The sequence below is a fragment of the Tritonibacter mobilis genome (assembly GCF_001681715.1).
Lineage (GTDB): Bacteria > Pseudomonadota > Alphaproteobacteria > Rhodobacterales > Rhodobacteraceae > Epibacterium > Epibacterium mobile.
In genome coordinates this window covers 106308-130154 of record NZ_LNWY01000006.1, presented here as the reverse complement: position 1 = coordinate 130154, position 23847 = coordinate 106308, and the positions used below count along the sequence as shown (strand labels likewise).

Annotated in this window: 24 protein-coding genes; 20 read left to right on the top strand and 4 right to left on the bottom strand. The window is 57.5% G+C overall.

Translation table 11 applies throughout. The features are described 5' to 3' along the window. Window positions 1-82: 82 nt before the first annotated feature. From tldD to topA, 3 genes are all read left to right on the top strand, one after another. A complete protein-coding gene (gene tldD, locus UB90_RS07535; protein ID WP_065324307.1) occupies window positions 83-1504 on the top strand; it encodes a metalloprotease TldD in 1422 nt (473 codons plus the stop codon). A gap of 342 nt (window positions 1505-1846) precedes the next feature. Beyond that, on the top strand, window positions 1847-2995 hold the full coding sequence (gene dprA / locus UB90_RS07530; protein WP_065324306.1) for a DNA-processing protein DprA: 1149 nt from the start codon (window positions 1847-1849) through the stop codon (window positions 2993-2995). A gap of 139 nt (window positions 2996-3134) precedes the next feature. Further along, entirely contained in the window at window positions 3135-5804 is a 2670-nt protein-coding gene (gene topA / locus UB90_RS07525) for a type I DNA topoisomerase (RefSeq protein WP_065324305.1), read from the top strand. A gap of 96 nt (window positions 5805-5900) precedes the next feature. On the opposite strand, the gene UB90_RS07520 is transcribed toward topA, so the two are convergent. Continuing rightward, window positions 5901-6485: a TetR/AcrR family transcriptional regulator gene (locus UB90_RS07520; protein ID WP_065324499.1), complete on the bottom strand. Its 585-nt coding sequence runs from the start codon at window positions 6483-6485 to the stop codon at window positions 5901-5903. Between the two features lie 62 nt (window positions 6486-6547). Here UB90_RS07520 and UB90_RS07515 point away from each other — a divergent pair, with 62 nt between their 5' ends. From UB90_RS07515 to UB90_RS07505, 3 genes are all read left to right on the top strand, one after another. Further along, window positions 6548-6973 (top strand): VOC family protein, encoded by a 426-nt coding sequence (locus UB90_RS07515; protein ID WP_065324304.1) that lies wholly within the window; start codon window positions 6548-6550, stop codon window positions 6971-6973. Between the two features lie 158 nt (window positions 6974-7131). Then, window positions 7132-7836, top strand: coding sequence for a CoA transferase subunit A (locus UB90_RS07510; RefSeq protein WP_005639212.1), 705 nt, complete (start codon window positions 7132-7134; stop codon window positions 7834-7836). Window positions 7837-7839: 3 nt separating this feature from the next. Beyond that, window positions 7840-8466, top strand: coding sequence for a 3-oxoacid CoA-transferase subunit B (locus tag UB90_RS07505; RefSeq protein WP_005639216.1), 627 nt, complete (start codon window positions 7840-7842; stop codon window positions 8464-8466). 157 nt (window positions 8467-8623) lie between these two features. Here UB90_RS07505 and UB90_RS07500 read toward each other — a convergent pair whose 3' ends face one another. Beyond that, window positions 8624-9442: a lytic transglycosylase domain-containing protein gene (locus UB90_RS07500; RefSeq protein WP_065324303.1), complete on the bottom strand. Its 819-nt coding sequence runs from the start codon at window positions 9440-9442 to the stop codon at window positions 8624-8626. A 354-nt stretch (window positions 9443-9796) separates the two neighbouring features. Between UB90_RS07500 and UB90_RS07495 the strand changes: the two genes are divergently transcribed. The 14 genes from UB90_RS07495 (at window position 9797) to UB90_RS07430 (ending at window position 22471) form a co-directional block, all read left to right on the top strand. Continuing rightward, a complete protein-coding gene (locus UB90_RS07495; RefSeq protein WP_065324498.1) occupies window positions 9797-9982 on the top strand; it encodes a Flp family type IVb pilin in 186 nt (61 codons plus the stop codon). 111 nt (window positions 9983-10093) lie between these two features. Then, window positions 10094-10279, top strand: a complete 186-nt coding sequence (locus UB90_RS07490) for a Flp family type IVb pilin (RefSeq protein WP_005607458.1) — start codon at window positions 10094-10096, stop codon at window positions 10277-10279. 164 nt (window positions 10280-10443) lie between these two features. After that, entirely contained in the window at window positions 10444-11307 is an 864-nt protein-coding gene (gene cpaB, locus UB90_RS07485; RefSeq protein WP_039983104.1) for a Flp pilus assembly protein CpaB, read from the top strand. Window positions 11308-11520: 213 nt separating this feature from the next. Continuing rightward, a complete protein-coding gene (locus UB90_RS07480) occupies window positions 11521-12924 on the top strand; it encodes a type II and III secretion system protein family protein (protein WP_039983106.1) in 1404 nt (467 codons plus the stop codon). A 21-nt stretch (window positions 12925-12945) separates the two neighbouring features. Next, window positions 12946-13569, top strand: coding sequence for an OmpA family protein (locus UB90_RS07475; protein ID WP_065324302.1), 624 nt, complete (start codon window positions 12946-12948; stop codon window positions 13567-13569). A 230-nt stretch (window positions 13570-13799) separates the two neighbouring features. Further along, the gene (locus tag UB90_RS07470) at window positions 13800-15044 is read left to right on the top strand and encodes an AAA family ATPase (protein WP_009177561.1); all 1245 of its coding nucleotides are present in this window, start codon (window positions 13800-13802) and stop codon (window positions 15042-15044) included. 32 nt (window positions 15045-15076) lie between these two features. Then, window positions 15077-16528: a CpaF family protein gene (locus UB90_RS07465; RefSeq protein ID WP_065324301.1), complete on the top strand. Its 1452-nt coding sequence runs from the start codon at window positions 15077-15079 to the stop codon at window positions 16526-16528. Next, complete coding sequence (locus UB90_RS07460) at window positions 16528-17496, top strand: type II secretion system F family protein (protein ID WP_009177888.1); 969 nt, start codon at window positions 16528-16530, stop codon at window positions 17494-17496. Before UB90_RS07465 ends, UB90_RS07460 begins: the two co-directional genes overlap by 1 nt. A 10-nt stretch (window positions 17497-17506) precedes the next feature. Further along, the gene (locus tag UB90_RS07455; RefSeq protein ID WP_065324300.1) at window positions 17507-18478 is read left to right on the top strand and encodes a type II secretion system F family protein; all 972 of its coding nucleotides are present in this window, start codon (window positions 17507-17509) and stop codon (window positions 18476-18478) included. 10 nt (window positions 18479-18488) lie between these two features. After that, window positions 18489-19094: a tetratricopeptide repeat protein gene (locus tag UB90_RS07450; RefSeq protein WP_065324299.1), complete on the top strand. Its 606-nt coding sequence runs from the start codon at window positions 18489-18491 to the stop codon at window positions 19092-19094. 33 nt (window positions 19095-19127) lie between these two features. Next, complete coding sequence (locus UB90_RS07445) at window positions 19128-19979, top strand: tetratricopeptide repeat protein (RefSeq protein ID WP_065324298.1); 852 nt, start codon at window positions 19128-19130, stop codon at window positions 19977-19979. 15 nt (window positions 19980-19994) lie between these two features. After that, a complete protein-coding gene (locus UB90_RS07440; protein ID WP_065324297.1) occupies window positions 19995-20492 on the top strand; it encodes a prepilin peptidase in 498 nt (165 codons plus the stop codon). Window positions 20493-20659: 167 nt separating this feature from the next. Beyond that, window positions 20660-21967 (top strand): ATP-binding protein, encoded by a 1308-nt coding sequence (locus UB90_RS07435; RefSeq protein ID WP_065324296.1) that lies wholly within the window; start codon window positions 20660-20662, stop codon window positions 21965-21967. A gap of 96 nt (window positions 21968-22063) precedes the next feature. After that, window positions 22064-22471 carry a PaaI family thioesterase gene (locus UB90_RS07430; protein ID WP_065324295.1) on the top strand — a complete coding sequence of 136 codons (408 nt, stop codon included), beginning with the start codon at window positions 22064-22066 and terminating at the stop codon, window positions 22469-22471. Window positions 22472-22559: 88 nt separating this feature from the next. Here UB90_RS07430 and folD read toward each other — a convergent pair whose 3' ends face one another. Both folD and UB90_RS07420 read right to left on the bottom strand, forming a co-directional pair. Further along, window positions 22560-23462: a bifunctional methylenetetrahydrofolate dehydrogenase/methenyltetrahydrofolate cyclohydrolase FolD gene (gene folD, locus UB90_RS07425; RefSeq protein ID WP_005628026.1), complete on the bottom strand. Its 903-nt coding sequence runs from the start codon at window positions 23460-23462 to the stop codon at window positions 22560-22562. 44 nt (window positions 23463-23506) lie between these two features. After that, on the bottom strand, window positions 23507-23812 hold the full coding sequence (locus UB90_RS07420) for a chorismate mutase (protein ID WP_193600238.1): 306 nt from the start codon (window positions 23810-23812) through the stop codon (window positions 23507-23509). Window positions 23813-23847: the final 35 nt, after the last annotated feature.

The following is a 23847-nucleotide window of genomic DNA, read 5'->3' as shown; positions in this document are numbered from 1 at the left end:
ATTCTCGGGAGGTTATAAAGAGGGTAGCGCGCGTCATAGCGTCTCTTTCTTGACTTAGATCAAAAAAATCGAGGCCGATTTGATGGATACAACCGCTTTTTCCCCGTTTGAAACCACTCTCCCCGAGGATGAGGCTCTGCCGTTGTTGCGCCAAGCACTGGCTGGCGCCGACGATGGCGAGATCTTTGCCGAGCGTACAAAATCCGAAGCGCTGGTGTTTGATGATGGCCGTCTGCGCACCGCCAGTTACGATGCAGCAGAAGGATTTGGCCTGCGCGCCGTACGTGGTGAGGTGGCCGGTTACGCTCATTCGACCACCATGTCCTTATCTGCATTGCAGCGCGCAGCTGAAACCGCAAGGCTTGCCGTGGGGGACGGTGGCGGCACCATGGCCCCTGCCCCGCAGGCGACCAATCAAAAGCTATATGGCGATCTCGACCCAATCGCAGCACAAGCATTCCCGGTCAAAGTGGAGACGCTGCGCGAGATCGACAGCTTTGCCCGTGAACTGGATTCGCGCGTGGTTCAGGTATCGGCAACGCTTGCCGCGTCCCTGCAGGAAATCGAAATTCTGCGCTCTGATGGCACCCGCGTGCGCGACGTGCGCCCGATGACGCGCGTGAATGTCTCGGTAATTGTGGAAGATGCCGGTCGGCGTGAAAGCGGCACCGCCGGTGGCGGCGGGCGTGTTGGACTCGACGGGCTGATCGAACCGCAGGACTGGCAGGCCAGAGCCCGCGAAGCCCTGCGTATCGCCTTAGTCAACCTAGAGGCCGAGCCTGCCCCTGCCGGGGAAATGGATGTGGTGCTTGGCCCGGGCTGGCCAGGAATTCTGCTTCATGAGGCCATCGGTCATGGGCTTGAAGGTGATTTTAATCGCAAGGGATCGTCCGCTTTTGCCGGTCTCATGGGCCAACGCATCGCAGCGCCCGGTGTCACAGTGTTGGACGATGGCACCATTCCGGACCGGCGCGGCTCTATCACGGTCGACGATGAAGGCACGCCAAGCCAGAAAACCACATTGATCGAGGATGGCATCCTCGTGGGCTACATGCAGGATCGCCAGAACGCGCGCCTCATGGGAGTTGAGCCAACGGGCAACGGACGTCGCCAGAGCTATGCTCACGCCCCGATGCCGCGCATGACCAATACATATATGCTCGGCGGTGATGCCGCGCCTGAAGATCTGGTCAAGGACATCAAGGACGGGATTTGGGCCGTGGGATTTGGCGGTGGTCAGGTGGATATCACCAATGGCAAGTTTGTGTTCTCCTGCACAGAGGCCTACCGCGTCAAAGACGGCAAGGTCGGAGCACCGGTCAAGGGGGCCACTTTGATCGGCGATGGGGCAACTGCCTTGCAGAAGATCCGAGGTCTTGGCAACGACATGGCGCTTGATCCCGGCATGGGCAACTGCGGCAAACAGGGCCAATGGGTGCCCGTCGGCGTGGGGCAGCCCAGTGTCTTGATGGGCGGCTTGACGGTTGGGGGGTCGGCAACCTGACCGCCTGCCCTCAAAAACAGCACACGCATAAGACGACTCACCCGATCTGGGCGAGTCGTCTTTTCTTTTCAGCCCCCTAGGTGACGCAAGGGAAGCCCCTGCGCTCACGGCTCTTTAACAAATCACGGTTTTTGGGCCCGTTTGAGTCCGAAAACCGGCCTGTGTTTACCATAAGCCTTATGGCAAATCGCGGTCACACATCATCGTGCGATATGTCACGGCCCTTTGTTTTCAATGGCATAGCCAAAAGTATCGAAAAATCTCGATAAACTGTCGCGATGTTCACCACCTGTTAACCTCTCAGGCCTTAATCCTAATATTGCAACAAGGCGAGGCGAGGGCATGACCGGAGAAGCATATTCTTCCACTCACCCCCCACTCCCACCCACCACGGAAGATCAAAGGTATTCCTGGCTTCGCCTGTTGCGCTCCCGAGGCATCGGGACCGTGACCTTCTACCGGCTTTTGGCCGAGTATGGTTCAGCACAGAATGTGCTTGAAAAGCTGCCTGAAGTGGCAGCGACTTCAGGCGTCAAAGGGTATAAAACATACTCAAAAGATGCATTGGACGCCGAGTTTGAGAACGCAAAAGCCGCCAACGCGCGGCTTTTGTGCTTTGGAGATGCCAATTATCCCAGCCTGCTTGCCAACATCCCCAACCCTCCCCCGGCACTATGGGCGATTGGCGATCTGTCGCTTCTGGCACGGCCCGCGATTTCGATTGTTGGTGCGCGTAACGCCTCTTCACTGGGGCGGCGCATGGCCTATGGGCTGGCGCGGGATCTCGGAGAAGCGGGCTACCTCGTTGTATCCGGCCTTGCCCGAGGCATTGATGCCAGCGCCCATGAGGGAGCACTTGGCAGTGGAACGATTGCGGTTCAGGGCGGCGGCGTAGACATTATATACCCAAGTGAAAATGCACGCCTTGCCACAGCACTCGCGGAGCAAGGCCTGCGTCTTTCAGAACAGCCGATGGGGCTGCAACCGCAGGCCCGACATTTCCCACCTCGCAATCGTATCATCGCAGGGCTAGGCCTTGCGACAATCGTGGTAGAGGCCGCGATAAAATCCGGAAGCCTGATCACCGCCAGAGACGCTTTGGATCTGGGGCGTGATGTGATGGCCGTACCCGGCCACCCCTGCGATGGGCGCGCCAGTGGTGGCAATCTCCTGATCCGAGACGGTGCAACCTTGGTGCGCGATGCCCGTGATATCATTGACGCATTGCCGCCGATGCAGATGGAACGCGCCGTTCGGCGTCCCCACATCAATGACCTCCCGTCGCCGCCACCAGAGCGACGCAGCCTGCGTCAGACCGCCGCGCTACACCAACAAATCCTAGACCGCCTTGCCGTCGCCCCCACTCCCGAAGGACAGCTGATCGATGACCTCGATACCCCCGCGCGAAAGATACGTACCGTGCTGACCGACCTTGAACTCTCTGGCGAAATTGGTCGTGGGCCGGGCGGCGTGATCATCAAAAAACGCTGAATCCGCCCCTGCAACACATCATCATCAGCCATTGCTACACGGGCTGTTTTCTTCGCGTGGATTGACATTCTCCCCTTGCGCGACACATTTTGCCCGGCCATAGAGCCGATTGAACCCGTATGGAAAGGTGCCCAATTTTATGCCAGTCGTCGTCGTCGAATCCCCGGCCAAAGCCAAAACGATCAACAAGTATCTGGGCTCCGACTACACGGTTTTGGCATCCTACGGACATGTGCGCGATCTGCCCGCCAAGAACGGATCGGTCGAACCGGATGATGATTTTGCCATGACTTGGGAGGTCGGCAACGACTCTAAGAAACATGTGCGCGCCATTGCCGAGGCCCTCAAAAATGACAACGCACTGATCCTCGCGACTGACCCCGATCGCGAAGGCGAGGCGATCAGCTGGCACCTGCAAGAGGCGCTGACAAAGCGCCGGTCGATCAAGAAAGACACCGATGTCAAACGCGTGACCTTCAACGCGATCACCAAGGATGCCGTCGCTGAGGCGATGAAAAATCCCCGCGATGTGGATATGCCGCTGGTGGAGGCCTATCTGGCCCGCCGGGCGCTGGACTATCTGGTGGGTTTCAACCTGTCACCCGTACTGTGGCGCAAACTGCCCGGCGCACGGTCTGCCGGGCGCGTGCAGTCGGTCTGCCTGCGCCTGATCGTCGAACGTGAGATGGAGATTGAGGCGTTTAACCCGCAGGAATACTGGTCGGTGCGTGCAAATCTCACCACCCCGCGCGGTCAGTCTTTTGAGGCGCGCCTGACAGTTCTGGGCGGCGAGAAGCTCGATAAATTCAGCCTCGCTAATTCCACTGCAGCCGAACTTGCGGTGCAGGCTGTCTCCAGCCGCAAGATGTCGGTGCTGTCGGTCGAGGCCAAACCCGCTGCGCGCAATCCGTCTGCGCCGTTCATGACATCGACCCTGCAACAGGAAGCGAGCCGTAAATTCGGCATGGGTGCAAAGCAGTGCATGAACGCGGCGCAGCGCCTCTATGAGGCCGGTCTGATCACCTATATGCGGACCGACGGTATCGACATGGCCCCAGAGGCCGTGACTGCCGCGCGTGACGAAATCGCAAAACGCTACGGCAAGGACTATGTACCGGGCGAGCCGCGCATCTATAAAAACAAAGCCAAGAACGCCCAAGAAGCGCACGAATGTATCCGCCCCACCGAGATGAGCCGCGACGCCGCGAGCTTGAAGGTGAGCGAGGACGATCAGCGCAAGCTTTATGATCTGATCTGGAAGCGCACATTGGCCTGCCAGATGGCCGGTGCCCGGTTGGAGCGCACCACGGTCGATATCGGCTCTGACGACAAGCAGGTAGTGCTGCGTGCCACCGGTCAGGTGGTGCTGTTTGACGGTTTCATGCGCGTCTACGAAGAAGGCCGCGACGATGTGGTGGACGAGGACGACAAGCGCCTGCCGCAGATCATGCAGGGCGAGGCGCTGAAATTCGCAGGCTCTCTTGCAGCGCAGGCTGAAAAAGCAGGCAAAGACGGTTCTGTCCTGTCGCAGGATGGCGCAACATTGGCGCTGCAACACCACACACAGCCCCCGCCGCGCTATACCGAGGCCACGTTGGTCAAACGTATGGAAGAACTGGGCATTGGCCGCCCTTCGACCTATGCCAGCGTCATCACCACGATCCAGGACCGCGAATATGTCCGCAAGGACAAGAACCGCCTGTTCCCCGAGGACAAGGGGCGGATCGTGACCATCTTTTTGCTGAACTTCTTTAAGCGCTACGTGGAGTATGACTTCACCGCGGCGCTGGAAAACCAGCTCGATGATGTGAGTGCAGGCGGCAAGGACTACAAGGAACTTCTGGATAGCTTCTGGCGCGATTTCTCGGCGGCGATTGCCGAGACATCCGATCTGCGTATTTCCGAAGTGCTGGACATCCTGGACGAGGCGCTTGCCCCCCAGCTCTATCCGCCGCGCGAAGATGGCGGCGATCCGCGCCTCTGCCCGAAATGCGGCGCGGGGCAGCTACACCTGAAAACCTCGCGCACCGGCGGCTTTGTCGGTTGTGGCAACTACCCCGAGTGCAACTACACTCGCCCGATCTCTGGTGAAGGCGCCGAAGGCTACGAGCGCATTCTGGGCGAGGACGACGGTGATGAGATCCACCTGAAATCCGGTCGGTTCGGACCTTATGTGCAGCGTGGCGAGGCGACGCCTGAAAACAAGAAGCCGCCACGTTCGTCGCTGCCGAAACAGGGTAAGGACTACCTGCCGGGCTGGGGGCCCAACGATATCACGCTAGAGCAGGCGGTGACCTTGTTGACGCTGCCGCGCGAAATCGGCGCACATCCGGACGGGGGAGTCGTGTCCTCGAACCTCGGTCGGTTTGGCCCCTACATCATGCATCAGCGCCCGGACGAGGAAAAACCCGTCTATGTGAACCTCAAGGAAACGCTCGACGTCTTTGAAATCGGTATGAACCGCGCGGTGGAACTGCTGGCGGAAAAACGCGCCAATCCGGGTCGGGGCCGATCTGCCGCGGCTAAACCGCTGCGCGAGCTGGGCGAGCACCCGGATGACAAAGCGCCGGTGAACATCATGGATGGGCGCTACGGGCCCTATGTCAAATGGGGCAAGGTGAACGCCACGTTACCCAAGGACACCGAGGCCAAGGATGTGACCATGGACATGGCGGTCGAGCTTTTGAACGAGAAGGCTGCCAAATCCGGCAAGAAGAAAGCCCCGGCGAAAAAAGCGGCGACCAAGACAACCGCTGCGAAGAAGAAAGCGCCCGCAAAAAAGAAAGCGGCCAAAGCGTCAGGCGAGTAACAGCGAGGCGGGGGCGCTCCCGCCCGTCGCACCTGCATGGATATGCAGGCCCTCCCGTTGGGCCGAGCGCCGCGCTAACGCGCGGCGTTTGGCGTTCTACATCAGAGCAGTGCGCAAGAGCGCGGACATCGCGTCCTCAAAGATGTCCGCGCGCCCCTGCCCCTGTGCGATCGCAAGAGCGGCCCGGTCAAACGCCGCTGACAGAACCAGCGCACGAGCCTCCAGCTCCGGCTCGGACAGTGAGGGCTGTGCCGCAGCAAGCCCTGCTCGCAACGCCGCCCTGCCACCCCCAGCATCAATCCTGTCCATCTCCATCGCGCCCAGCACTGCCGGGCCATCGATCAGCAACAGCTGTGCACGCCCTTCGTTTTGCATCGCGGCAAAGAACGCGCGGCTTCCCGCAGCCAATGCCTGCGTTTCATCCGCCTGCTTCGCGGCGGCGTCTATGGCGGTGCTGACGGCCTCTGCCTCAGCTTCCACCACCGCCCGGAACAGGGCTTGCTTGTCCTCAAAGTGGTGGTAGAGCGCGCCGCGCGTTGCCCCGGCCGCGCGCACGATTTCTGGTGTGCTGGCCTCGGCATAGCCTTTTTCCACAAAAAGCGTGCGCGCCGCCGTCATCAATCGCGCCCGCATCTGCGCGCGGCGTTCTGCATTCGGGGTGGATTTACTTTTCTCTTGCATACATGCAGCCTGTTTGTTTATCAAAAACATACTGCCTGTATGTTATTCACGGAGAGAGACAGATGAAACCCACTCAATTCTACCCGGTTATCCAGACGCGGAACGTCGAGGCCACGGCGCAATTCTACCAACAGCACTTTGGCTTCTCGCCCGCCTTTACGTCGGACTGGTATGTCCACCTGCAATGCGATGCCGATCCAAGCGTGAACCTCGCCATTCTCGACGGCGGGCATGAGACAATCCCCGAAACCGGGCGGGGCCTGACCAGCCATCTGTTACTGAATTTCGAGGTCGAGGATGCTCGCGCGGAGTACACCCGCCTGACGGGCCGCGGCCTAGAGGTGGTGAAACCGCTCTGCGACGAGGACTTTGGCCAGCGTCATTTCATCGTCAAAGATCCCAATGGCGTTCTGATTGATATCATAACCCCCATCGCTCCCAGCCCCGAATTCGCCGCGCAATACAGTGCAGAAGCGCTCCCCGGCTGATCCATTCACCTTTTCCCAAATACCTCCCGCCGGAGGCGCGGGGCCACCCGGCCCCTTTGCACGATCGGTAGAAATACGCAGAACGTTCCGTATTCGTTGACTCGACATTGCGACTGGGGTGATTAGCTTGACCCAGAGGAAATGGAAGGGAGAGTTCCATGAAGAAGGTATACGGCTCTGCCGCCGAGGCCCTGGACGGGGTGCTGTTTGACGGCATGACCATCGCGGCCGGCGGCTTTGGCCTCTGCGGCATTCCCGAATTGCTGCTTGAGGCGATCAAACAGGCGGGCACCAAGGATCTGACCTTTGCGTCCAACAATGCGGGCGTCGATGACTTTGGCATTGGCATCCTGCTGCAGACCAAACAGGTCAAGAAGATGATGTCGTCCTACGTGGGCGAGAACGCGGAATTCATGCGTCAGTACCTGTCTGGCGAGTTGGAGCTGGAATTCAATCCGCAAGGCACCCTCGCGGAGCGCATGCGCGCTGGCGGCTGCGGTATCCCCGGTTTTTATACAAAGACCGGTGTCGGCACTCAGATTGCCGAGGGCAAAGAGGTAAAAGTATTCGACGGCGAGGAATACATCCTTGAGCGTGGTATCTTTGCGGATCTGTCGATTGTGAAGGCTTGGAAAGCCGACGAGACCGGCAACCTCGTGTTCCGCAAGACTGCCCGCAACTTCAACCCGCCTGCGGCCATGTGTGGCAAGGTCTGCGTGGTCGAGGTAGAAGAGATCGTGCCCACTGGCAGCCTGGACCCCGATCACATCCACCTGCCCGGCGTTTACGTGCACCGCCTAATTCAAGGCGAGCATGAAAAGCGCATAGAAAAAGTGACCACCCGCCCGCGTGAGGAGGCTTGATCCATGGCTTGGGACCGCAACCAAATGGCCGCACGCGCGGCACAGGAACTCGAAGACGGCATGTATGTGAACCTCGGCATCGGCATCCCGACGCTGGTGGCCAACTATGTGGGCGACAAGGACATCACGCTCCAATCGGAGAACGGCATGCTGGGCATGGGCCCCTTCCCCTTTGAGGGCGAAGAAGACCCGGACCTCATCAACGCTGGCAAGCAGACCATCACGGAACTGCGCCGTACGGCCTATTTCGACAGTGCGACCTCCTTTGGCATGATCCGCGGTGGCAAGATCGCTGCCGCGATCCTTGGCGCTATGGAAGTCGCGGAAAACGGTGATCTGGCGAACTGGATGATCCCCGGCAAGCTCATCAAAGGCATGGGCGGTGCAATGGATCTGGTGGCCGGTGTAGGACGCGTGATCGTGGTTATGGACCATGCCAACAAACACGGCGAATCCAAACTTTTGAAAGAGTGCACCCTGCCCCTGACAGGCAAAGGTGTGGTGGACCGCATCATCACCAACCTCGGCGTTTTGGATGTTGTAGAAGGTGGATTGAAGATCGTGGAGGTGGCCGAAGGTGTCACCGAAGACGAACTGCGTGCCGCAACTGCGGCAACAATCGTCAACTAAATTCTTCACCTCCCTCTTCGAGGAGGTGGGCGGTGGCGCGGAGGGCAAATGCCCTCCGCGCCACCGCCCCGGTCGGATCGCGACGCGATCCGATCCGGTCACCCAAGTGACCGCATTGCGCAACTCGCAAATTGGGATTGATAACTATGCCGTTGCCCTATTTCATTGCTTCGAACACGCAGCCGTCAGAGATCATGATCGGTGGTGTCGTACAAAGATTCCTCGCAATGCGATACGCAGCCAGCACCTTCGGCACATAGTCCCGTGTCTCAGCAAACGGAGGCACCCCGCCATGCTCGCGTACAGCGCCTGCGCCTGCATTGTATCCTGCCAGCACCAATATCGGATCGCCTGAAAAGTCGCTCGCTAACTGATTCAGGAACTTCACGCCCCCGGCAATGTTCTGCTGAGGGTCAAATGCGTCGACAACACCGTATTGCGTTGCAGTATCGGGCATCAACTGCATCAGGCCCTGCGCTCCGACCCGGCTGATTGCATCAGGCTTGCCGCCGGACTCCACTGCCATAACGGCCAGTACCAGCGCAGGCGAAACCTCCGTGCCGATGGTTGAGGTCAACATCTGAACACCGTAGGCCGCAATCATGTTCTGCAAATCCTGCAGGCGCGGCGTCGATATATCGCTGCGGGTTTCGAGTACTGCCAGCCCGTCCTGAAGACGCCCGGGGGATGCACCGGCCAGATCAGAGCCAACCTCTTCCCAGAACCACTCATACCGCGCGGGCGGCTTGGGCACCTCAATCGAACCATCCTCGGCGGCTTCGACATCAGAAGTACCTTGGGACGAGGGGGAGGCTTGCGGGTCAATCTGCACGGTAATGCGCTTATGCGTGCCGGGGGTGGGCGGTCGCACACGCTTGGCCTCAAAATCCGCAAAAGGCGCAGGGCTCTCTTGCGCATGTCCCGCAACCGCGATCACGAGACCGCAGAACATCGCCAGCCCCCGTTTCACTCTCATTCTGCCCGCTCACTACCTGTTATCTGCGAAAATCTTCTGCGATCAGGCCCCGAAAATCCAGACCAACGGTGCAGATTTGGCCCATTTCGCCACATTTGCACCCCAATTGACGCGTTTGCGCAGGGTCAACGCGCAAAAGATACCTAAAATATCATTTAAGAATATAACCTTACCCATCTTGCTAACCTTTTTTTAATCTTAACGGCGAATTTCCGGGTTTCGGCCCAATTCCTGCCACCCTCACTCGGGATAACAGGCTCATCCAAAGCGGGACATCATCTGAAGGTGAGAGAGCAGATGAACGAAACGCCCCGCTGGATGCCAACATTTACCGATCCTCAGGAGGGACGAACCATGATCAAATTCTTCAAAAACTTCCGCAATGACGAATCCGGCGCCGTGACTGTTGACTGGGTTGTGCTGACCGCTGCTGTCGCCGTACTCGGCACTCTGGTTTACAGCCAGATCTCCGGCAGCATCGAAACAGCGACCGGTAACACCGGCACATTCCTGACCGACAACGGCTCCACCAGCTACTAAGGTTAATCGCACCAGTTTGCGAACGGGATAAGCTCCCTAAGAATAGTGTTCTGGGCCGATCGCTTGAATGGCCCAGAACCCACCTCAAGGTACTTTTGATGGAGTACACCCATGAAGACACTGAAAACATTCAGAGACAGCGAAGACGGAGCTGTCACGGTCGATTGGGTCGTTCTCGCGGCTATGATCGCCGCACTCTGTGTACTGGCTGCGACGCTTATGAATGGCGAGGTCTCCACAGCCCTCAGCAACTTGGCGCAGGACATTCACACAGTGATCGCCAGAGTGAGACCTTGAACGGAAACTGAACGAAATATGTTTCTCGACCTGCAATGCACTATGCCCAATTGGCCGTCTCAGTTTTTACTGAAACCAGACATCGCGTTAGAGAACCGTACAGTACCTAATCACCTCCCGCCCTCGGTGCATTTACGCCCTGAGCATCACTGAAAGGGACCAACATGAGAGCCGTATTCGGACTTGTGCTCGTCGTGGGTGTCGCCTTGGCCGGCGGCGCCGTCATGATGGCAAAGAACTACATCGAAGCCTACCAGAATGCGTTGGCACACGAACGGTCGAACCGCGAAGCTGCAGTTCCGACCGTCAATGTATTTGTAGCCAATAAAACGCTGACCTATGGCGAAGAGCTCACCAAGGAGAACGTGCGCGCAGTTGCATGGCCGGAGAACGCCCTTCCCGAGGGGATATTCAGCGAAGAGAGCGACTTGTTTCCATCGGATAGCCCCAAAGATGCACGCTACGTGCTGCGTACGATGGAAAAGAACGAGCCCCTCTTGGCTGTGAAGATAACCGCTCCGGGTGAAGATGCTGGGATCACCTCCCGACTGGAGAAGGGCATGCGCGCCTTCGCCATTCGTGTTGACGTTGCCAGCGGTGTATCCGGGTTCCTGCGACCCGGTGATCGGGTGGATGTTTATTGGAGCGGCCAGCCGCCTGCGCGCAGCGGCCAAGAGCGTAGCGGTGAAGTCACCCGCCTGATCCAAAGCAATATCGAATTGATCGCGGTTGATCAGATGTCGGGCGGCGATTTCAGCAATGCCATCATCGCACGCACGGTTACCGTGAAAGCTCAGCCCGAAGAAGTGGCACGGCTCGCTCAGGCTCAATCCACAGGCCGTTTGTCGCTTGCATTGGTTGGCGCACAGGATGACACCATCGCCTCTTTGGTCGAAGTTGATCAACGGTCGTTGTTTGGACTGGGAGATGTCGAAGCGCCGGAACCTGTAAAAGAGAACAGGGTTTGTACCATCCGCAACCGACGCGGCGCGGAAGTGATCGAAATTCCGATCCCCTGCACAGATTAAAATTCCCGAATGGGAACATATATTTATAGCGGGCCCGCAGATCGAAACGATCTTGCGGGCCTGTTGCGTTGTGTCCGCTCACCCTCACTCAATTTGTTAATAAACACATCGAAGTCATTGATTCTTGCAATGAAACAAGAACTCGCGCACATTAGGCGCAAATTCGGGGCGCTAAGACCCCACTTCAGAGGCGTGATCGGAAAGGCAGGTCACATGTCAGTTAGACGTTATTGTGCGGCGGCCCTTACTGGGCTGACCCTTTTATTATCTTATGCCCCCTCTCCAGTCATGGCGCAGGGGATCAGCGTGTTGAAGAAGGGTACAAACGCCGTTCTTGATGTGCCGATGAATCGTGCTGTGGTGGTTGAGGCGGATGTGCCCTTTGCGGAACTCAGCATCGCCAATCCAGGCATTGCGGATATCTCTTCCCTGTCGGATCGTACAATCTATGTGCTGGGCAAGTCTCCGGGCATGACCACGCTCACGCTGCTGGATGGATCTGGCGGGCTGATCACCAACGTCGATGTACGCGTCGCGGCAGATGTGAGTGAATTCAAACAGCGCTTGCAGCAAATTCTTCCGAACGAGAAGATTGAGGTTCGCACGGCCAATGACGGCATTGTTCTGTCAGGCACGGTATCAAGTGCGCAGCGTCTCCAGCGGGCGCTTGATCTGGCAGAACGCTATGCGCCGGATCGTGTTAGCAACCTTATGACTGTAGGCGGTATCCAGCAGGTGATGCTGAAAGTCCGCTTTGCCGAGATGGAACGCTCTGTGAGCAAGTCGCTTGGTGGTTCCATGCTGATCGGATCTTCGGATGGCAATGTTTCCACCGGAACATTCCTCAACAGGCCAGAAGGCGGGGGTGTGTTTGGAACCGATAGCCCTGTTAACCTCAAAGCTGATACCTTGGGAGCTGCCATTTTTGGTTTCGACATTGGCGCGGTACAATTCAACGTCCTGCTCGAAGCACTCGAACAAAAAGGTCTTGTGCGCACATTGGCTGAACCCAATCTGTCTGCACTCTCCGGACAAGAAGCCAGCTTCCTCGCGGGCGGGGAATATCCAGTTCCCGTTGCTCAGGAAGAAGGCGTTGTAACCGTTGAATTCAAACCCTTTGGTATCGAGCTGAACTTTATTCCGCGTGTTGTGGACGGAGATTTGATTAATCTCGAGCTAAAAGCAGCTGTATCGGCTATAGATACTACAAACGCAGCCACGTTTGATGGCTTCTCGATAAACGCCTTCTCCCGCCGTGAAACTGCGACAACGGTGGAATTGCGTGACGGCGAGAGCTTTGCCATCGCAGGCCTCATCGAGGATGAATTCCGCGACGGTGCTGCACAAGTCCCTTGGCTTGGTGATGTGCCGGTACTTGGCGCTCTGTTTCGCAGCGCGGATTACGAACGCAACCAAAGTGAGTTGGTCATCATCGTTTCGGCACATCTTGTAACGCCGACTCGTGGCGAAGCTCTGGCCCTGCCAACCGATCGCATTCGTCCGCCAAGCGAAAAGAACCTGTTCTTGTTTGGACGTACCGAGCGCGCACAATCGGGCGCGGCTGGGGAGGTTGCCAACCAAGACTTCAACGGCTCTTATGGCTATCTTCTTGACTGACCCTGACACACGGTGGCGCAGATGTTGAAACACGCAGCAATTTTCGGATTGGCCCTGATCACCGGGGCCTGCGCCTACCAAGAAGCGGGTGCGCCTCTCGGCTCGCAGTATTTTGGCGCGGCGAACGAAAACAATACGGCGGTGCTCTCTGGGGACCGCAGCTACCGGATCCAGCTGGCGACCCGGTTTGCAAACGAAGTGCCGACAACGATCAACTTTGATTTTGACAGCGCCCGTTTGGATGGGAATGCACGTCAGGTTCTGGATGCGCAGGCTGATTGGATTCGCCAGTTTCCAGAAGTGCGCTTCCGGGTTTACGGCCACACAGACGCCGTCGGTAGCCAGTCCTACAACAAGCGGCTTGGCCTGCGCCGGGCACGCGCGGCGGTCAACTATCTGGTTGCACGCGGGATCGCTCGCAATCGGCTCGAAGCGGTCGCCTCTTTTGGTGAAACCCAGCCCCTAGTGCTGACCGATCAACGCGAACGCCGCAACCGGCGTACGGTCACCGAAGTCAGCGGTTTCGTTGCCGCCCGCGTCAATGAGCTGGATGGTAAATACGCCGCCATCATCTATCGCGATTACGTCGAAAGCGCTGTGGCCCCCACCTCGCTCTCTGCAAAAACTGAACTGTCTGAAAACTGATTCTGTTGTGTTTCTGCTCGCCCGTTCTGGGCGAGCAGCCGGTCACTCCGCCAGATGGTAATAAATTGTTAGGCATGATTAACATTCCCAACAATCGGAGTTTTTTGGCCCCAATCTCGCCCACATTGAGAACGACACTGATCCCATAGGCGCCGTGTACCTTGTGATGGAACCGGCGCTGGTCCAACATCGGCTGGGTGCCGGGGCCAAACAATGTGGGGATACTGGCGATGACAAGTGGGATTTCGCAAACGGAGGCTGTGCCGATCGCAGCCTGTACAATCAGTCGGGACGTTCAGAACTTCGATCTTCTGATCGAGGATATGGAATCTGCTATGGGCGAAGCTTGGGGCGACCTTGGCTTTACCGAAGCACTGGCTTTCTTCTATCAATCCGAGGCCGAAGCCCTTGAGTTCGTGGCTCTTGCCATCGATGCGGAGGATGAAGAAAACCTGCCGTTGATGACGGAAATCATCACTCAAGCGAAATCGCGAAACATCAAGGTGATCCTTGTCGCAGAGGACGTCACCCCCGCAGCGCTGCACAAGTTGTTGCGTCAGGGCGCAGATGAGTTCATCCCCTACCCGCTCCCGGAACAGGAACTCGCGGCGGCAATTGACCGCCTGCGTGAACCCGCCGAAAGCGCCGCACCCGCAGCGGCACCGCAACGCGCGCACAAGCTACATGCTGACAGCCAACGCGAAGGCGCGGTGATTGTGACACAGGGCCTTGCGGGGGGTACCGGAGCATCGACATTTGCCGTGAACCTTGCGTGGGAGTTGGCCGAACTCAACACCACCGAGCGCCCATCTGTGTGCCTGCTCGATCTGGATCTGCAAACAGGCTCGGTTTCGACATACCTTGACCTGCCGCGCCGCGAAGCAGTCATGGAGATGTTGAGCGAAACCGAAGCCATGGATGAAGATATCTTTGGTCAGTCTCTGATGTCATTTCAGGATAAGCTGCAGGTTTTGACGTCTCCCGCCGACATGGTGCCGCTGGAGTTCATCACGCCCGAAGATATTTTGCGCGTGGTCGAAATGGCGCGAAGCCACTTCGATTTCGTGGTGATCGACATGCCGCACACGATGGTGCAGTGGACTGAAACGGTGCTGAACCTCGCGCATGTCTACTTTGCCATGATCGAGTTGGATATGCGTTCGGCGCAAAATGCACTTCGGGTCAAACGGGCTCTTCAATCTGAGGATCTGCCGTTTGAGAAGCTGCGTTTCTTGCTCAACCGCGCTCCGAAATTCACCGACCTGAACGGCAAAAGCCGGGTTAAGCGCCTCGCTGAAAGTCTTGGCATCTCTATCGACGTGCAACTGCCGGATGGTGGAAAAACCATTCTGCACAGCTGTGATCACGGGCAACCGCTGGCGATCTCTGCGCCCAAGAACCCATTGCGCAAGGAAATCGCCAAGTTGGCGAAAAACTTGCATGAACTGGGACGTGCAGAAGCCGAAGCCGCCTAAGCCGCCACGCGTGCGCACCTGAAGGTATCGACATGTTTTCCAAGTACAAGAAGCAAAGCCCCGCCCCTGCCGCTCCACCCCCGGCCGCGAGCGCAAAACCGGCTGCAAGCCCCGGCGCCCCGGCAGCAGGAGTCAAAACGATCCTGCGCCGCCCGGATCAGCGCACTGCCGCCGCCCCTGCCCCGCAGGATCGTGACCGCAAGCGCAAAGAGCGGCTAAGTGAGATCAAGATCGATCTGCACCGGGAATTGCTGGAAAACCTGAATCTCGCAGCACTTGAAAAAGCTTCTGAGGCGGAGCTGCGCGGAGAGATCGCTTCGATTTCTGGTGAAGTCCTGCAGGAAAAGAGCATTGTTCTCAACCGCGAGGACCGTCAGCAGCTTATCAAAGAACTCTATGACGAGGTGACAGGCCTGGGTCCACTTGAGACCCTCCTGAAAGACGATACCGTCTCTGATATTCTCGTGAACGGCCCGCAACAGATTTTCATCGAACGTGGCGGCAAGCTGGAACTCAGCGACATCACCTTCAAGGATGAAAAGCACCTGATGCGGATCATCGACAAGATCGTCTCAGCCGTGGGACGTCGTGTCGATGAGTCCAACCCTTACGTTGACGCCCGTCTGCAGGATGGCTCGCGTTTTAACGCCATGGTTCCGCCTATTGCGGTGGATGGCTCGCTGGTGTCGATACGGAAATTCAAAAAGGACAAGCTGAAGATTGATGATCTGGTCAACTTCGGTGCCTTTACAGAAGAAATGGCGGCCTATCTTCAGGCGGCCGTGTCGACCCGCCTGAACGTCATTGTCTCTGGTGGTACTGGCTCGGGTAAAACGACAACACTCAATGCGCTGTCGAGCTTTATCGACAACGCGGAACGTATCCTGACGATTGAGGATACAGCGGAACTTCAATTGCAACAGACCCATGTGGGCCGGATGGAAAGCCGCCCGCCCAACGTCGAAGGCAAGGGGGAAGTATCCCCGCGCGACTGTCTGAAGAACGCTCTCAGGATGCGCCCGGACCGGATCATCGTGGGTGAGACCCGTGGCGCTGAGGTAATCGACATGTTGCAGGCCATGAACACCGGCCACGACGGGTCAATGACCACGATCCACGCCAACTCTGCCCGCGATGGTATTTCGCGTCTGGAAAACATGATCGCAATGGCCGGGATCGAGATGCCGATCAAAGCCGTGCGCAGCCAGATTGCATCGGCTGTGAACCTGATTGTGCAGGCCTCGCGTCTGCAGGATGGGTCGCGTCGGATGACCTCGATCACCGAAATCACCGGGATGGAGGGGGATGTGATCTCGATGCAAGAGATCTTTCGGTTCCAGCGCGTTGGTCTGACACCAGACAATAAGATTATCGGCCATTTCACCGCGACAGGTGTGCGCAGCCACTTCTCCGAGCGCTTCCGCCTCTGGGGTTACGACCTGCCGTCGTCGATCTATGAGCCAACCGTGATGGAGACACGCTGATGGAATTTGGGATTGAGCCACTCATCTACGGGCTGATCTTTATCGGCGTTCTGGTGCTTGTCGAGGGCATCTATCTGGTCGCGTTCGGCAAATCCATCAGCCTCAACAGCCGGGTGAACCGCCGTCTGGAGATGCTGGAAAAGGGTGGCAACCGCGAACAAGTGTTGGAGCAACTCCGCAAGGAAATGCAGCAACACCTGAACTCACAGTCCATCCCGCTTTATTCGCTGCTGGCAGAAAAAGCGCAAAAGGCGGCCATCGCGTTTACACCTGTTCAGTTGATCATGATCATGGGTGTATTGTGCGCGGTTGCATTTGTGGGACTGAGCATCGGCACACAGGCCGCATTACCAGTCAAAGTGCTTGGATCAGTCATCATCGGCGTTGGCGCAGTGTTTTTCTGGGTAAACTCCAAAGCCAAAAAACGCATGGCCAAATTGGAAGAACAACTCCCGGATGGGGTGGAGCTCATGGTCCGCTCACTGCGGGTTGGGCATCCGTTTTCGTCGGCGGTGCAAATCGTGGCCAAAGAAGTCGACGACCCCTTGGCGACAGAGTTCGGGATCATCGCAGATGAATGCTCCTATGGTCGTGACGTGGGTGAAGCCCTCAAAGAAATGGCTGAACGTCTCGACATGCAGGACTTGCGGTTCCTCGCCGTGGCCGTGACCATTCAACAGCAATCAGGTGGTAACCTCGCCGAGGTTTTGGCCGGGTTGGCCAAAGTGATCCGCGCCCGGTTCCGTCTGTTCCGCCGTGTCAAAGCGATCACCGCCGAAGCACAGTGGTCGGGCAAGTTCTTGTCGGGTTTCCCGCTGTTTACGCTTGGCGGCACATTGGTGATGGATCCGCATTACTACGACTCGGTGCTCGACCATCCGTGGTTTATGCCAGCTTGTTTCATTGTGGGCGGCATGCTCACAGCGAACATCTTTGTGATGCGCAAGCTGACAGATATTCAGGTCTGAGGAGGCAGCTATGAACCCGTTGACCTATATGCAGGACTTGTTGATCCACTACCTTGGCGATTTCGGGCCGCTTCTGGCCGTTGGCTTTATCGGTTTGGTTTTGATCATCGTCGCGGTTGTTTTCGCCCTCAACCAACCGGAAGATCCGCTCAAGAAACTACAGCGGGATCTGGCATCCAACCATAGCGCCAAACCTCAGAACGAGCGCCTGCGCCAGGCAAACCGCAACGAACAGCTCCAGAAGTTTGCAAACTTTCTGGAACCACAAGACGCCGAAGAACTGTCAGCGATGCAGCTGAAACTGCGTCAGGCGGGCTATCAGTCCAAGGATGCGGTGCGCCTGTTCCACTTCCTGCAGTTTGCGTTGGGTCTAAGCGGTTTGGCCCTTGGGTTGTTCTTCGTCTATGTGATGAATGCAGATGTGGACTATACCACGAACCAAATGGCGATGCGTGTGCTTGGTCCGGGTGCTGCCTGTTACTACCTGCCACGCTACTGGATCACGCGGCGCATTGAGGAACGCAAACAAGCCATTACCCGCGCCTTCCCTGACGCACTTGATATGATGCTGGTCTGTGTCGAAGCAGGGCAATCGCTTGATCAGGCCATTGTGCGCGTCGGTAAGGAACTGCGTGCATCCTATCCCGAACTGGCAGAAGAGTTCGAGATTGTCGCTTACGAAATGAAGGCCGGTAAGGAAAAGGATAAGGTGCTGCGAGACATGGGCACCCGTTGTGGCGTGCAGGATGTGGCATCCTTTGTCACTGTCATGATCCAGTCGGCGGCCTTTGGTACATCGATCGCGGATGCCCTTCGGGTTTATGCCGGGGAAATGCGTGACAAGCGCGTGATGCGCGCCGAGGAGGCCGCAAACAAGTTGCCAACGAAAATGACCCTTGCCACAATGGGCCTTACGGTTCCGCCTCTGCTGGCAATCTTGATTGCGCCTTCTGTCCAGGGGCTGGGAAACATAGGAAAATAGGCCTCGCACAATGAACTTTCGAAACAGGCGCCATTACCTCATTCGCCTTGTTTCACCCACAGCCGCCATCAGTGCCGTCGCGCTGGTGGCGGCTTGTGTGTCGGGACAAGGTGAACGACTTTCTCCCGTTGGCTCCGATGGCGTATGGGCGCCCGGTGTTGACCGGCGTGGCGACACTGTCAGCGGTTTGGAAGTCGGCCATAGATTGCTCGCCGCGGGTCAATATGAACTCGCCATGGATGCGTTCAATCGTGCCGCATTAGAAGAGGGTCTCACCGCAGAAGTTCTTTCGGGGCTTGGCTCAGCCAGTCTCGGTCTGGGACGGCTTGGGCAGGCAGAAACCCTACTGCGTCAAGCGGTCGACAAAGAACCACAATGGCCCGAAGCACTCAATAATCTGGGCACGGTCTTGCTGGAACAACGCAAATACGCCGAGGCCGAACAGATACTGCGCCGCGCCTATGCGCTGGACAATGGCCAAAGTGACGCAATCCGCGATAATTTGCGCCTCGCACTCGAAAATCTTGACAACACAGGGCATAGTGTTGCCACAGGCGAACAAGATAAACTGGTGCGAAAAGGTGGCGGCGTATACCGCATCGAAACGACACCGTAACGCCAGAGGCAGAGCAGAAGAGGACGCAGCAAAATGCGCCACATGGTTCTATTGTCCGCAGGGCTGATCGGGGCGCTGGCCCTTGCGTCTTGCAGCAAGGAAATTGACAAAGAAGCCGTCGATCGCGCGCTTCAGGACGTCAATGTCGTCGATGAAAGCAACCTCAACAGTGTGGTGCTGAACAGCGCTGATCCGAACGAGGCCGTCTCCTATTTTCAACGCAGCGTAAAGCAGTCGCCTGATCGGGTTGATCTGAACCGTGGTCTTGCCGCTTCGCTCATTCGCGCCAAACGCTACACCGAGGCCGCAGCCGCATGGCAGCGCGTTGTCGACCTGCCTGACGCGCAAAGCGCCGACAGTGTGGAACTGGCCGATGCGCTCATTCGCAACAATGAATGGGAGAAGGCCCGCAAGGTGCTCGATACTGTGCCACCGACGCATGAGACCTTCAAACGCTACCGTCTCGAAGCGATGATCGCCGATTCCGAACAGAATTGGAAAGCGGCCGACAGTTTTTATGACACTGCGGTCGGTCTGACGACCAAACCTGCAGGCGTATTCAACAACTGGGGTTACTCAAAGCTCACACGCGGCGATTACAGCGGCGCAGAGCGGCTCTTTGGCGAAGCACTGCGTCAGGACCCAAACCTGTTCACAGCAAAAAACAACCTTGTGCTCGCACGGGGTGCACAGCGCAATTACAGCCTACCCGTCATCAGCATGACGCAGACGGAACGGGCACAGCTATTGCACACAATGGCGCTTTCTGCGGTGAAACAGGGGGATGTCAGCACAGGCGAGGGCCTGTTGCGCGAAGCGATTGAGACCCACCCGCAGCATTTCGATGCCGCCGCACGCGCCCTGGAAGCGCTTGAAAACGGCTGATCGGAGCCTGAGCAAATGCATTTCCCACCTCAGGCTGCTTTGTGGTTCCTGCCTTTTGTTTTACCGTTGTGCTACGTGGTGGCCCTCACGGATCTGCGAAGCATGCGCATCCCCAATTGGACCGTGGATACGCTTGCGCTGATCTACATCATCCTTGGCTTACTCGTGATGCCAACTTGGGCAGATTACGGCTGGCAATTGCTGCATCTGCCTGCGGGTATCGCCATCGGATATCTTTTCTACGCCAGCGGCCTTGTTGGTGCGGGGGACGCGAAATTTGCTGGTGCAGCAGCGCCTTACATGGCGTTTGCCGATCTTAAACTGATCATCATTATCTTTGCCGCCGCGCTTTTGTCGGGCTTCTTGGCACATCGCCTCGCCCGCCACACCCCGTTACGACGCCTCGCGCCCGACTGGCAAAGCTGGAACGTCGGCGTCAAATTTCCGATGGGTCTGTGCCTCGGTGCAACGCTTGCGATCTACCTCTGCCTTGCTGCATTTGTGACGATCTAAACCAGCCTCCGCACCCCGCGCATATGGCGGAAATTTCCTGAAAATCACCTCGGTCCTTCGCGGAAATGCTGCAGGCCTGCCGTGGTCTTGCCACAGTATTGAATATTCTCTTTCCAAGACCTGAACGACGGCTGCGCCGTCCTGATCGCGCGAAAGAGGCTCGCCCAATGAACATGCAGAACCTGACCGTCATGTCACCCCCTGCCCCCAAAGGGCTGGCAGAAATGCGCCTGCCATTGGTGATGATGCGGGATATCCTGCTTAAGACGATGTTCCGCAAGAACATTGACATGGTAACCGAACTGGCGAGCGCGATCTGCCTGCCCACCTCGGTCACGCAGGAACTCGTGGACATGGCGCGTGAGCAAAAGCTCCTCGAAGCCACAGGGACACTCAACGCCAACTCCGGCAATGAGATGGGCTATCAACTGACCGACGCAGGCAAGGCACGCGCGCTGGATGCTTTGTCACAGTCGGAGTATTTTGGCGCAATGCCGGTCCCCTTGGATGTCTACCGCGAGCAGGTCAAACGCCAGTCGATCCGCAATATTATGGTGACACGCCAGCAGCTTACATCCGCGATGGGCCACTTAATCCTGCCGGATAGCCTGCTGGATCACCTCGGCCCCGCTGTCAGCGCGGGTCGCTCCATCTTGATGTATGGCCCGCCGGGCAACGGGAAATCCTCCATCTCCAACGGTATTCGCGATGCGCTTGGCGATCGGGTCTATGTCCCGCGCGCCATTGAATATGCGGGGCAGGTCATCACGGTCTACGATCCGATTGTCCACACCGAAGTCGAAGCCGAACCCGAGGACCCCAACGCCCTGCGAAAGCGCCGCCGCTTTGACGAACGCTATGTTTGCTGTGAGCGTCCCACGGTGGTCACCGGTGGTGAGCTGTCCCTGTCGATGTTGGATCTCGTCTATAACCCGACCGCACGGACCTATCAGGCACCGCTGCAACTCAAATCCACTGGCGGTATTTTTATCGTCGATGACCTTGGTCGTCAGGCAGAAAGCCCACAAGCGCTGGTCAACCGCTGGATTGTGCCGCTTGAAGAAAACAAGGATATTCTTGCTCTGCAATCGGGCGAAAAGTTCGAAGTCCCCTTTGATACATTGGTGATCTTCTCCACCAACTTCCATCCCAACGAGATCTTTGACCAAGCGGCCCTGCGCCGGATCTTCTTCAAGATCAAAATCGACGGCCCGGATCAGGAAAACTTTCTCAAGATCTTTGCGATGGTGGCCCGCAAGAAAGGCATGCCGCTGGACGAGGCCGCCTTGGTGCACCTCCTCAAGACCAAGTATCCAACCATCAACAACGTCTATGCGAACTATCAGCCTGTGTTCCTGATCGACCAAATGATTTCGATCTGTGAATTTGAGGGCATCCCCTATCAGATGTCGCCGGAACTGATAGATCGCGCTTGGGCGAATATGTTCGTCAAGGATGAGGTGATCGTGAAGTAAGCCCCTTCATTGTGCACGCAGGGTGGTCGCAACGTTATGCGCCACCTCCTGCTCTTTGATCGATAAGGTCAGCAGTTGAAAACACAGGGGCAGGAAATGGAAACACGTATCCGTCAGAGCTTTGCCAAACAGAGCATGATGCAAACCTTTGGTGCAGACCTAACGCGCGTCACAGAAGGTGAAGTGCAAATCACTGCGCCGGTTCTGCCCGGCAGTCGCCAACAACACGGAGTTGCCCATGCTGCGCTCACGTTCGCGCTTGGCGACACTGCCGCAGGCTATGCGGCACTCACAAAAATGCCGAATGATCACGAGGTCATGACGGCCGAGATCAAGATCAACTTACTTGCGCCCGGCACTGGGGATTACCTGCGCGCGACGGGCCGTGTGATCAAACCTGGTCGTCGATTGATTGTCGTAACCGCCGAAGTCCACGCGATTACGGACGCAGAAGAGAAGCTCATCGCCATACTGCAAGGCACTATGGTCCCCGTCGCACTCTGATTAGCGACCCCATTGCGCGCACATTTGAACAAAAACTCCCGCTCGGTGCATCCGGCGGGAGTTTAGCGTTGAGCGATCTGGCTCCGATTTATGCCGTCAGCCCTTCAGGCTCCGCGAGGTTGTTCGCGCGGCAGCACGCAGTCACCGTATTGGCCAGCAGACACGCGATGGTCATCGGCCCAACGCCACCGGGAACCGGGGTGATCGCCCCGGCACGAGCGGCTGCGCTTTCGTAGTGCACGTCCCCGACAAGGCGGGTCTTACCCTCGCCTTTCTCAGGCGCATCAATCCGGTTGATGCCTACGTCGATAACGGTCGCACCTTCCTTGATCCAATCGCCCGGCACCATCTCGGGTCGGCCGACGGCGGCCACAACGATATCCGCACGACGCACCACGTCCGGCAGATCCTTGGTGCGCGAGTGGGCAATCGTTACGGTGCAGCTGTCGCCCAGCAAGAGCTGCGCCATTGGTTTACCGACAATGTTGGAACGCCCAATAACAACCGCATCCATGCCAGACAGAGACCCATGATGGTCACGCAACATCATCAAGCATCCAAGCGGCGTACAGGGCACCATGGATTTCTGCCCGGTGCCCAACAGACCCACGTTCGAAATGTGGAAGCCATCGACGTCCTTTTCCGGCGCGATGGAGTTGATCACCAGATCCTCGTCCAGATGTTTAGGAAGCGGCAATTGAACCAGAATACCATGCACTGACGCGTCGTTATTGAGCTGGCCGATCAGTGCCAGCAGATCTGCCTCTGAGGTGTCGGCATCCAGCTTGTGCTCGTAAGAGTTCATACCGACCTCAACGGTCTGTTTCCCCTTGGAACGCACGTAGACCTGAGAGGCGGGATCTTCACCCACCAGCACAACAGCAAGACCGGGGGTGATGCCGTGCTCTTCTTTCAGGCGGGTCACATGTTCGGCCACCTGACCGCGGACCTTGGCCGCAAAGGCCTTACCGTCGATGATTTCTGCTGCCATTGTATCAATCCTTCTCAGGGTGCCGACCTCAGGGGTGGGTCAGCTCAAGTCTCGGGGATTTCACGCGCCTCACGCGAAATCGACCAATCCACCATATCGCGCCAAATGCGTTCGACCAGCTGAGGATCAAGGCCCTCGGCCTCGGCCACGCGACACGCATTAGCGATGACTTCCTCCACCCGAGACTGGATACGCGCAGGCCATCCATTTGCCTGTTTCAGAGTCACGGCACGATCAATGTAATCGGCGCGGTCCCGAAGCAGTTTTACCAACTCCACGTCGATGGCATCGATCGCCTGACGCAGTTCGGACATGTCGGCGCAGTCTTGCGGCGGTTTGCGGTGGGTCATCTCTCTTTCAAAACTCCTGCGGCCCGAGGCATTTG